The sequence below is a fragment of the Pelagimonas sp. genome (genome assembly GCF_050633425.1).
Lineage (GTDB): Bacteria > Pseudomonadota > Alphaproteobacteria > Rhodobacterales > Rhodobacteraceae > Pelagimonas.
In genome coordinates this window covers 47,851-59,208 of the sequence record NZ_JBOEGM010000040.1, presented here as the reverse complement: position 1 = coordinate 59,208, position 11,358 = coordinate 47,851, and the positions used below count along the sequence as shown (strand labels likewise).

General features: G+C 51.0%; 6 protein-coding genes. All 6 read right to left on the bottom strand.

Annotation, left to right across the window (positions count from 1 at the left end; all coding sequences use genetic code 11):
- Positions 1 to 268: 268 nt before the first annotated feature.
- Positions 269 to 1,561 (bottom strand): hypothetical protein, encoded by a 1,293-nt coding sequence (locus tag ACRBB0_RS25435; protein ID WP_431377278.1) that lies wholly within the window; start codon positions 1,559 to 1,561, stop codon positions 269 to 271.
- Between the two features lie 260 nt (positions 1,562 to 1,821).
- Complete coding sequence (locus ACRBB0_RS25430; RefSeq protein ID WP_431377277.1) at positions 1,822 to 2,748, bottom strand: DUF4238 domain-containing protein; 927 nt, start codon at positions 2,746 to 2,748, stop codon at positions 1,822 to 1,824.
- Positions 2,749 to 2,760: 12 nt separating this feature from the next.
- A complete protein-coding gene (locus ACRBB0_RS25425; RefSeq protein WP_431377276.1) occupies positions 2,761 to 5,403 on the bottom strand; it encodes an AAA family ATPase in 2,643 nt (880 codons plus the stop codon).
- On the bottom strand, positions 5,400 to 6,518 hold the full coding sequence (locus tag ACRBB0_RS25420) for a metallophosphoesterase family protein (protein ID WP_431377275.1): 1,119 nt from the start codon (positions 6,516 to 6,518) through the stop codon (positions 5,400 to 5,402). The genes ACRBB0_RS25425 and ACRBB0_RS25420 overlap by 4 nt, the downstream gene beginning before the upstream one ends.
- Positions 6,519 to 6,670: 152 nt before the next feature.
- Positions 6,671 to 8,971 carry an AAA family ATPase gene (locus ACRBB0_RS25415; RefSeq protein WP_431377274.1) on the bottom strand — a complete coding sequence of 767 codons (2,301 nt, stop codon included), beginning with the start codon at positions 8,969 to 8,971 and terminating at the stop codon, positions 6,671 to 6,673.
- Positions 8,972 to 9,179: 208 nt separating this feature from the next.
- Positions 9,180 to 11,354 (bottom strand): DEAD/DEAH box helicase, encoded by a 2,175-nt coding sequence (locus tag ACRBB0_RS25410; RefSeq protein WP_431377273.1) that lies wholly within the window; start codon positions 11,352 to 11,354, stop codon positions 9,180 to 9,182.
- Positions 11,355 to 11,358 lie beyond the last annotated feature (4 nt).

The window sequence follows — 11,358 nt, the reverse complement described above, 5'->3', positions numbered from 1 at the left end:
CCCCAGCCGGAACAGACCCCATGAAGGCGAAGATATCGATGTCTTGCTCTCCTTGTAGGTTCAGAAGGGACTGCGGGGGTGTATTATTAGGCCACGTTTTTGGTTTTAAACGTACGTTCAAAGATCGATGCATAGTCAAAAATATTCCATTTTATCCAAAGATTACCGTTAGCTGAAAATGTGACTTTATCGTTTTTTAACTTCGTCGCAACGAACCAGCACCGGAAACGCGAGAGGCCCTCCAAGCAATCGATCGCAGTAGCCATCGTCACAGCGCCCACGCAGGGAGCATACCAAGATCAGATAGTCTGCGGCGCACAAATGGATCCAGCGCTTCGGGAAAAAGCTCTTTAAGCAATGTCCACTCAGGCGAAGTTTCGTCAACTTGAACGATATCACCTTTGCGATGCCCCACAATTGATCGCTTGAGATGATCGCCAACAGAGCTTCTCAAGACTTTCTTAGCTGCGGTATTTTGGATCAAAGTCGTCAGCAGCGCAGCATAAGGAGCAAGCGAACCTGAATTTTGATAGGTGTTCATCATTCCTGCAGTGTTTGGATGATCGCTTGCGAAGTTTTCTGGCTTGCCAGCCGCGTCGGCGACAAGTGAAAATGCGGCCGCCACAAGCCGGTCAATACGCTGCCGTTCTGGAAACTGTTCAAGTTCATCAATATCAAGGTTTTTCATCCTATCGCCCCAACGCCGAAGTGCCTTAAAGTAAGGCAAGCGGCGCGCGTTGACCTCCTCCAGCATAGCACTGGCCTGACGATCTTCGTAGTAAGGCAGCTTCGTGTTTGGAATGGTCAGCGCATCAAATCGAACCAATATGGGAGGAGCATATCCCTCCCCTTCAGCGAGATAACAATTGAATACCAGCGTTTTCGTTTCTCGTGAGGCTTGCACCGCTTGCTGGTCCATAACGAAGGCGTTCCCGCGGTGACGGTGCACTACATCTGAAACAGCCTGTGGAATGTGGTTGGTATCGAACGAAGACAACACCCAGAGCAACGGAATGCCTTCACGTTCGTAATGAACACATCGTTGAGACACTTCGGTCTGAAACGTATGCGACATTTGGTATTCTATCGCGAACTCGCCAACCCCTTCCCACTCGATAAGCACGTCCGGATAGCGCCCAAAGTCTGCTTTTGTCGGGGGTAGATAAGCGTCTACAGCGGATTTTACGTACCTAGAATCAGCTTTGGCCAGCTCTTCGATAAGGTCGCACATTCGACGATGTGCTTCAGATTCTTGGCGTCCCTGATATTGCCCAGCCCGCACGTTGTCTGGTTTTTGATTGTCCCCAGTGAACCAAGGGCAGCTCGGGTTGGACCCGGCATAATGTGCAAAGAGCGGTTTGTTCTTTGCTGTTCGAATGTAAACATCCCCTTGGCAAAGTAAGCATCTCGCAATGAGGCCCGGTTTTCCACTGCGATGATCGGTAATACCCGCTCGCAGCGCTTCCCAACCTGCGCGAGGCATTTTTATCAAGTCCGATATCGAGAGCGGCCCAAGATCATCGAAGATGACCTCTTGGATAATCCGGCTTGGTTTCAGCATGTTTCTAGTAGGTTTTGGCTATCTTGGTTGCTGTTTGCTCGCACAGCAAAATGGTTTTTGTTCGTGGGCGATGCCCCTGTCCTATGCTTTGTCAAAGTCATCCAGCCATTCTCCCACACAAACCGGCTACGAACCGGATATTTAAAAACGTCTTCTGTCGCAGGTTGCATCCCGTTGCGACTAGTCGTGCCTGGGGCGCGCCTCGTGTCTCCAGAAAACTCAAAAAAAGCTTAGCACGGTCAACCAATATGTTTTCAGCTTCATAATCTCATGTGTGATGAGCCGACGCTCCGTTCGAAGATCTTCTTATTTGGAGTATCACTCACAATCTCAAAGCCAGCCCATTCGAGATGTTCTTGCAATCCATCAGAAGGGCAAACCATATGCTCTACTTTTGGCCAGAAACCAAACTGTCCCACTATCTGCCTCTTCAATCCCTGTTCGGCGTCTGGGCTCACTTTTTCGTTGGTGAAGCTGCCATCAAAGTCACCTAAACTCAAAATAACATAGGAGTTTGGCGTCAACGGCATCAATTGAGAAACTGGTTCCAGTCCGAGTTGTACGGAACGAAGCGCAGAATTTGTTGGAACTTTCATCGGATGAACGGGGGTGGTGCAGAGATACGTTGGTTCAGAAACTTGGCAAACAGCTATACCAGATGAGTAGAACTCATCAGTCGACCATCGAGCATTGGCTGCAGCTTCATTTACATAAGCCTCCATCAAAGTTCGATCAGAGCGAAGCAACGCATACATCTCCTTCTCTTCTTCGGAAAACTGCATTCCAGAGTTAGGTTGGCTGGCCAACTGCGCCAACTCCTGAATGGTACTGCGGTAATGCGGTGTGCGAACCTCAAAATTGCGAATTAGGCTGTAGAGAACGGATCGGTCCGATGCATCTAGGTCTGCAATGGCTCCATTAACTATCTTGTGCCAAGTTTTGCTCTTCGAAATTGGCGTCTCGATGTTTTTATTTATTGTTGTTTCTATCGAAATAGGTGCCCCATTCTCGGTGTGTACGTAAAAGTCTGTTTCGAAGGCAATCGACTTTATTGAAGTCTGTGCCCATACAGCTCTATTTCCATGTTTGCGAACCGCAGTTACTTTCTTTCGTTCCTCATCAACAGCAAAATTTCGAAGAAAAAACTGCGGCACGTAGTGATGTCTTCTGGGCTCTTCGTTTGGCATAGCTGTCACCTTTTAAATCGCTTTAGTTTCGATGAATGCCCTTGTGCCGCCTAGATCAGAAAATGCCCGAGTCCGACAACTCAGCACGATGATCTGTTGATCCTTCGCTGCGTGCGACAGCATGTCGAACATTGTTGAAATCCGCTCGTCATCTGTATGTACAAGTGCGTCATCAAGGATTAGGGGCACCTGCCTGCCCTGTTTCGCGAACAACTTTGCGAAAGCCAGCCGAGTCAAAATAGCGATCTGCTCATAGGCTCCGCCTGACAAAACGTTGATGTCGTCCTCAACACCATTGCGGATGATTTTGCCAACAAGCATCTTGTCAGGATCGAGTTCAAAATCAGCCCCGGCGTGCAACTGCGCCAGCAGCGGGCGTAGCTCGTTGCGGATCGGTTCGAAGTAGGTTTCTTGGGCATCTTTGCGTGCTTCATCAAGATGCGCGATGAGCATGTTCAAAGCCTTCGCTTGTAGCTCGTATCGCTTGGCGCGCTCCACTGCCTTCTCAAGTTGATCGGATACTTCTGCGAGTTTTTCCTCCACTGCGCCTTCAGACTGCGTCTCGATAGCCCCGTCCACGCGCGCAAGTTCGCGTTCCAGTTTGTTTACTTCATCGCGGTCTGCTTTATCAGCGCTGATCAGTCGTTCATGGGTGGATCTAGCTACGTTGAGATCGGGCGCGTTCAGCTTTAAGTCTGCAAGGGTCTGAGCAGCCTTCTCTTCCTTCGCAGCCTCATCGTCACGGGATGTTTGCAGTGAGACAAGGGCGGCATCTTCACCCTGAGGCTTTGCCAGAAATTTCTTTTCCACCAGAAGATGGTTCAGCACGCCGGTGGCTTCAGCAACATCATTTGCAGCTTGCGTGACCGCCGTCTGAAGCGCTTGGATGTTGGACCTGAGGTCCTCAAGATCATCATCAAGACCTATTATTTGTGCTTCGATCTGCTCAGCGGAAAGGTCCTCAGGTTGCGGGCTAGCTGAGTCTGGGAGCGGATCATCCTGCGAATGACCAAGCTCTTTGCAAAGCGCCTGCCATTCCTCATCCAGAGCCTCGACGCCATCAGGCGCCAACCCTCTGATTTCGGCTAAGGCGACAGTCTTGTCGTTCGCCGCGCCTTGACCCGCATTAAAAGCGTTGCGGGCATCTTGCACCGATGGAACGCCAAACGTCTGAAGAGCTGCTGCGTGTTCTGCTTCCAATGCATCTGGATCTTCGATACCCGCCCCTGCCCCAACCGCTGGGGAGAGATTGATAGCTCCAAACCCTGAGAGTTTCAGTGTGAGGGGTCGGTCAATCAGTGTTTCTTTTTTATGTTCGAGTGCGAATCCATCGCATTCGGCAGTGCCTGATTTCGACGGCTCGACTGAAAATTTGGCAAATTGCGCGCGCCGTTGCTCATGTGCGATGCTGATACGCCGCTCAAGATCAACAAGGTGATCGAGGTCAGTCTGCGTAATTTCGGTACGCTCCAAAATCACGTCCGCATCCCATAGCTTCTTCTGAGGTACTGAAAGCTGGAGGGTGAGATCAGCGAGCACACGCAACCTCTCCCACTTTTGGAGGGATTTTTCGGCCGCTCGGGCTGCGCTCAAAGATTGGACCAGATCGCGGCGCTCCGCTTCTTTTTGTGCAATGACCGCCTTTGCGTCCGCCAGCGCACTATCTGACTTACGTTGCACAGCTCGAAGATCGGACGTCTGCGCCTCTTTCAACGTGATCTCATCAACGAGCTTCTGACGGCGTTCTTGTGTGTCTGTGATGTCTTTGATTTGGCGGATGAGCTGGTTTTTTTCAGCTACGATCAATTGTAGCGCTTTATCGGCGTCCGTTACACTGCGATCGTGCTGCTGTGCCTTTTGATAGGCTTCTTCGGCCGAAGCGAGTTGGTGAACCCGTGCTTCCTGTTTTTGCGGATCATGCAATGCCTGCAAGCGCGATTTGGCCTGCCGTTTGACCGCTAAGGCCTGCGAGAGAACTTTAACATCTGCTTCCAACCGCTCCTTACGACCGAGCAATTCATCGACTTTATCCTCGATTGCTTTCCACGGGCTTCCAGCCTTTGCCTTGAGACCTTTGGTAGCCAAGGCATCCAATTCTTTGCGGCATTGTTCGACAATCTTGTCCATGCGCCGCCCGCCTGTGACCGCATCGATTTGACCTCGCACGCTGGACATCAAGTCGCGGCGCGCCGCGACGTTGCTGGCGTCCTTGTCCTTACCCTCTGGATCAACATGGGTCGCCCCTTGCCTCACCCAAAGCAACCCCGCAGGTCCTTTGTTCACCTTGTTGATGTTCTCTTCAATCCAAGCTTCAGCGTCACCTTGTTGCTTGATGACCTGCCCGCTTGAACAGTCGATGATTTTCGCTGATTTTTGGACTAAAAAAGATTTCTCAACCCGAAATTCCGTCCCATCAATCTCGACAACAGCTGCCACGGATGCGGCACCACCGGAATAGGGCTGTAGGCTCTTAACCTCTTGTGAGGATGACCCGTGCGGTACGAAGAATAATGCATGCAAAGCGTCAAAGAAGGTCGACTTTCCCGCCTCATTCTCTGCTGTGATGGTCGTCAAACCGTCGCCAAAAGGCCCAAGCTGCGCTTTCTGACCACCAAACCGACGAACATTCGTCAACTCAAGCTGGCGCAGCTTCATTGGGACGGCTCCTGTTGGGAAATGTGGAACAAATGTGTCAAAGCAATTTTGGCGATCTGGACATCCTCAGCTGTCCGGCCCTGAAGGTCAGTTGCTTCAAAAAGGCTGTCTGCGGCGGCCCGCAAAGCGCCACCTGTAGCAATCAGATCAAGATCATCGACGGCCTGCTCGATACCCAATCGGTCGAAGATGGCTTCGAAGTAATGAAAGTCATCAGCGATCTGTTTGCACGTATCTCGCAGCTGGCTTTGTTCAAGCAGTCCAAGCCTCCCAGATGCATCAAACCGAACCAATGTCTTGTCCCGATCCGAAGCTGGGAGTGCCTCGGTCAATTGCTCCACCGGATCCGCGCCCGCAAAGAATTCGAGCGCCAGTAGTCGCCACTCGAATTGTCCAATGGGGACAGGTGTCACCTGCGGGACATCACCCGGCGCTGCAATCTCGACGAGCAGCGCACCCGCTTCGGCATGCCCCTTGAAGCTGTCCGCCTCAGGACTGCCTGAATACCAAGTCCGTGATGTGATCGACTTTTGGCCGTGCCAATCGCCAAGGGCCAAATAGTCAAGATTGGATAGCTCTGCTCTATCCGGTCGAATGACCGCAACTGTCCCCTCTTCGCTGCCAAAATCCAGAATCCCGCCGTGTGCCAGGCCAAACCTGAAACGCTCGTCCGTCGATGCGTCCGTCATCCAATCCGTGAGGTCGACGCCTGGGTTCCGCACCGCTGGCGGGGCCGGTAGGATTGCTACCTGATCCCCGAGTTCGATAACGTCGGGTGTCAGCGCGAGCACAACGTTTTCTGGCTTGTCGCGCTCCATCCGCTCCCAAAGATCAACAGCTGCAAGGCTGTCGTGGTTTCCGGGCAGTAGGACCCATTGTAAGTCTGGGAATTCGCCCATGACGTCAAGCGCGCGTCGAACCACCTTAGAGGGCGGCGCTTCGGCGTCGAAGGTATCTCCGGCAATCAAGATGAACTCAGCATTGCTGGTCCGTGCCGCATCTCCAAGACGCCGCAATGCGTCAAGACGGGCCATGCGTAGCGCTGCCTGTGTATCAGCGTCGAACCGGCCGAAGGGCTTTGCAAGGTGAAGATCGGCTGTATGAATAAATCGCACCAGAAAAGCTCCCAAAATCTCTTAGTCACCACCGTAGGTCTTTGGTGATATGCCTGCAAACCAACAATCCCAATGAATAACGCAATGGGAACATGCAATTGCTGAATTTCGACGCCACACCATTCAAAGGCTGGTAGTCAAAAATGAAAGTTTCACTCACACAGCTTTAGTTGCCCGTGCGCAAACGTTTCAACAACCCGAAGCGCTTCAGTTGCAGCTTCTACGATCTCAGCCTCTTGATGAGGATGGTCGCTAAACTTGCCTCCATGGCAAAGGTCATTGAGCAATACACTTTTGATCTCAATCTGATGATCACTTATCAAGTATTTAACGAACGCCTCAAAATCTTGGATATCAGGTCGGCAAAACTTCCACATCCCCTCGATCACCGACCTGATAGAGTTAGGGGTAGTGTGATCCGGTGTTTTCTTACCTTTGCTTACTTCATAAACATCACGCAGTTGGAGAACATGTGGTGTGGCGAAAGCTTTTTGATTGCTTAACTGGTGCTTTGGTGCGCCCGCAACAAGTTGGTAGAGCCCATCCCCCCGAACCACATTATTGGAGCTGATCACGTTGTAAAAATAGTTATTGTGAGTGAGGATTATCATCTTGGGACGAGTCAGCTGAGGTTCCAGACTCATTAAGACTTCACCTTCACTTGAGATTCGAAGATACTTTAAGCACTGGGCTATGCCGTAAATGTAGTCAAACGACAAAGAAGAAACTGGATCATCTACGATAAAGAACAGCTTCTTGTAATCTTGGATGCTTTCGACCCGCAGGTGTATGCGAGCAATGTAGTAACAAAATGCTATAATAGATTTTTCGCCATCGCTTAGTGTTCTATCTGGCCCTCGCGTGATTTCATTATTTCTACGTCGAACAGAAAATGTCTCTTCATCGAACGTGTATGCGTCAGAAAAGAAGTACCTCAGCAAGAGCTGAAATGTTTCAACTACTCGTCCCTTTGCCGAAGCACCGTCACCATGTTTCTTTTGCAACGCTTCTATCTCTGACGATAGTTTGGATATTTCTGCATTCAAACGCCGAATTTCCCGAATTACCAATTCATTCTTTGTCAAAAAGTCGACCAAAAACGCGGCACAGCTACCAGTATGGATTGATAGGCGTTCGGCCTTAGAGTTCGCAACAAGCGCTGCAATTCGTTCGTAAACTTCGTTGTTTGAACCAATAGCCTCGGTGAGGTTTTTCTCAAGTTCTGCGTTGTTAGCGACCGGAAGATCGACATGAGCAGCAAGATTCTTGATCTTCGTCTCGATGAGGTTTTGAAGTTGTTCTAACCCCTCTTTGGCCAGATCTAGCGGGGCAGACAAGTCGATTGGCGATACATCCGACATGGATGGGAAGTACTTCTTTAGTTCGTCGAAGCAGACCTTTGCTTTAAGTGTTGCGAGCCGTTTTTGTTCTAAACTGTTGATCTGTTGCTGAAGTTGACTCAGCAGCCTGTTCAACAGACGGATGTGCACCGCTTCTTCGTCTTTGAAGTACTTAGTGTAAGCATCAATCGCCAGTGTAGCAGTATGGGTTAAGTGTTGGGTGCAGAAAGGGCAGTAAGAATCCTCGGTCCCCAAGAGTTGTAAACCATGTTCAAAAAACAGAGGGTCGCGTCGAATTTGATCCTTGAATTGCGCTGCGATGCTGGACGGGGACGTTATTCTTTTGAGTGCCGTTTCGATTTCTTTATAGTCAGGAAAAAGCCCAGCTACATCTACTTCTTTAGGCAAAAGTGGATCCGTGGGTAACGACTTGTAGAGGTTATATTGGCTTAAGAGCGTTGCGATGTCTTTGATATCTTCAGGTAACGAATGTTCCCCTTCGGTGAAGTAGGAGTCTGATGTTAACTGCTTAAACGCACCAAGTGAGCCAGTAATGTTAAAATCTGATTTTAGCTTTTCCTTACCGAGACGAAACGACGTATTGAGTGTCTCTCGCTTCTTTTGAGCTTCCTCACCCTTGTCGCTCAGCTCTTTGTTTTTCGCATCAATCTCGGTGTTTTCTTTCCCAACGACAATCTCATGCGTGATGTTGCCATCCAGCCCATGTAGACGGTTTCGCACGTGTGCTTCGATAAAGTCCTCAGAAAAGACGTGGTAGATGTATGACGGCGTTGAACGGTTTACTGTTCTGGCCTTTGCATTCAGACCAATGCTCCCGATGCACTGCGCACCCTCGAAGAGACCAAAAGTGCCTTGGTGGTTTGTTGCTTCTTCAGAAACCAAGATAGATGGAATGTCTTCTTCAATTTCGCTTTCGTTGGCAGCTGAATCTAGTAGGCGCAACGCTCGTGCTATGAACGATTTTCCCGTTCCATTACGTGCAAAAATGAGATGCTGAGAACGGTTGGAAAGCTCGGCTTCAAGCTCCATTATTGGGCCTATATGCTTGGCGCTTACGCGTAGCTTTGGCTTTTCGGCTTTTTGAGTGCTCATCTAATTTTCCCGATGAATTGCTTAAAATTAAATTGACCGTGATCGACTCACGTTAAGGTTGTCAATCGTCGTCAGACCGGTTTTATCAATCTCATGAATTTGTCCACCGGTTAAACAGTTCTCATTTGCTTTCGCTTCGGCCGGTGTAATTATCATGGGTTCAGCGACAGCAACCGCAGGACAGCCAAACAAGGCCGACATTTGTTTTTCAGACATAGGTCTGAAAGGTCTCCACTATTTTTACTATGCTCTGCGGTTCGAGCCTCGACGAAACAGCATCCAGTTCCAACAACTCGCGCGTCAGGTACGGATGAAACTTCTCCGTCAGCAGGTTGCCAGCGCCTGCAAATAGATCAACAACTTCGCCTTCCCCAATCCGCTTGAGAACCTCGGTTAATGACGGGGTTTCGTCCCCCTCTCCCACTTGAAGGAAGCCATCATATTGTTCGACAGCAAACCCAAAACTTCTAAGCGCTAGCGCTAGGGTCGTCGTTTTCATTGTCCCAACTCGTGTTGCGATGATTGTGGTTTCTTCGCCCAAATTGACTAGGGACGCGTCAGTAAACCCCATCCGCGAATAGTTGAGTCGCGCCTCTTCAAGCATTTCGAGCGAATGTGCATCCATGTAGAGGTGCTTGGTACTACCTTCTAACAAATCGAACATGCGCGCGATCACCCTGTCATGGATCTCACCTTGGTCCCCGCCGAACACTGGCGGCACACCTGCTTTGGCAGGTTTGACCAAAATTACCTTTTCCCGATCGTGGATTTCCTGAACTACCCAACGACGCCCGGAAAAGATGAGCATCATCCCAGGTGAGAGGATGTTGTCGATCGGCAACGTCCCAAGATCCCGCCCGTTTGAAACCAACCGGTATTCTTCGGGCGTCTTAAATACCGCGAAAAAGCTATAATGCTCGACGAGCCGCTCTCCGTTTTGGCCCAAGAGCAACAAACCCCCGTCCGTTTGCTCAATCAGGCCAGTTTCAGGATGGCCGAGCGCACGCAGCACATCAGTGAACATTGCTGTGGTGACCTGCCGAAACGGACCTTCGCGACAAAGCACGCTGTATAGAATAGTTGCGGGTGCCCCTCCGCGCTGTGCGATTACGGATAGGATCTGATGCACAAGTGTCGACAGATGCAGCGCTTGCGGTTTCGGTGGCTCGCACCAGCCCTCCAGCAACAGATCAATCATCGCAATAGACCGGATCAAGCTTAATCTCAGACGATCCACAAAGCTGCAATCCGATGAGAGCCTCGTTTCTACAGCGTATTGGCGCAGGATGGCTGGCTGGCCCTCCCTGCGTCCCGACCGTCCCAATCGCTGCCGCAGGGCTGCGACGGTGAAGGGTGCGCCAATTTGCGCGACACAGGTCACATCGCCGATGTCGATGCCAAGCTCTAGTGTGGACGTGCAGACAGCTGTGGTCGGTTTGCTGCTGTCTTTCAGGCGACGTTCAACAAAATCGCGGTGGTCGCGTGAAAGGCTGGCATGGTGCGGGTAAAACTCTTGGGGAAGATGCTCTTGCTCGCAAAGATTGCGCAATCGGTCAGCGTAAATTTCAACACGTTGTCGGGCGCCGGCAAACACTAGATTGTCGCTTCCCCTTAGATGCTCGAATAAATGCGCTGCGACAGCATCCGTGGCAGATGGGGTGTTGTCGTCTTCTCCACCGGAAAGATACCCACGCAGCTGGAGCTTCAGTTCCGCTTCTCCGCCCTCTGCTTCGATCAATGTGACGTGTTCCACATTGTCAGGCCGCAGATAAGCGCGGGCGAGATCCATATCGCCAAGCGTCGCAGATAATCCGATCCGGCGGATGGGCCTTTTGATTGCCAACTCGAGACGCGTCAGCAAAGACCGCAATTGCACTCCGCGCTCACTGTCGAGCACAGTGTGCAACTCATCGATCACCACAGCTCGGGTTGCACCGAACAGGCGCGCGATTTCCAAGCCCCGACGTACGAACAATGCCTCAAGCGACTCTGGCGTTATCAAGAGTATCCCTTTGGGCTTTTTCATCGCGCGCGTTTTGACTGATTGTGACACATCGCCGTGCCACGGTACCACTGGAAGCTCCGCCTCCTGGCAGATACCTTCCAATCGCCCCGCCTGGTCGGTGATAAGCGCCTTAAGTGGCCCAATGTAGAGCACGTCGAACCCGCCGCCCTCTGCCGGTTCGTCCAGTACCTGAGAGATCAACGGAAAAAATGCGGCCTCTGTTTTGCCACCGGCTGTCGATGCCGCGACGATGAGGTCGTTATCACTCTCGTAAATAGTCCGAATCGCCCGCGCCTGAATATCGCGCAGCTCACGCCACCCCTGCTGTCTGATCCACTTTTGGACAGGGCGTGCAAGTTGGTCAAAGGCGCTGCTCATGCTC

Bases quoted from the DNA above. Each gene is read 5' to 3' on its own strand.
- ACRBB0_RS25410 (WP_431377273.1), bottom strand. From the start codon at position 11,354: ATGAGCAGCGCCTTTGACCAACTTGCACGCCCTGTCCAAAAGTGGATC.
- ACRBB0_RS25435 (WP_431377278.1), bottom strand. From the start codon at position 1,561: ATGCTGAAACCAAGCCGGATTATCCAAGAGGTCATCTTCGATGATCTT.
- ACRBB0_RS25430 (WP_431377277.1), bottom strand. From the start codon at position 2,748: ATGCCAAACGAAGAGCCCAGAAGACATCACTACGTGCCGCAGTTTTTT.
- ACRBB0_RS25415 (WP_431377274.1), bottom strand. From the start codon at position 8,971: ATGAGCACTCAAAAAGCCGAAAAGCCAAAGCTACGCGTAAGCGCCAAG.
- ACRBB0_RS25425 (WP_431377276.1), bottom strand. From the start codon at position 5,403: ATGAAGCTGCGCCAGCTTGAGTTGACGAATGTTCGTCGGTTTGGTGGT.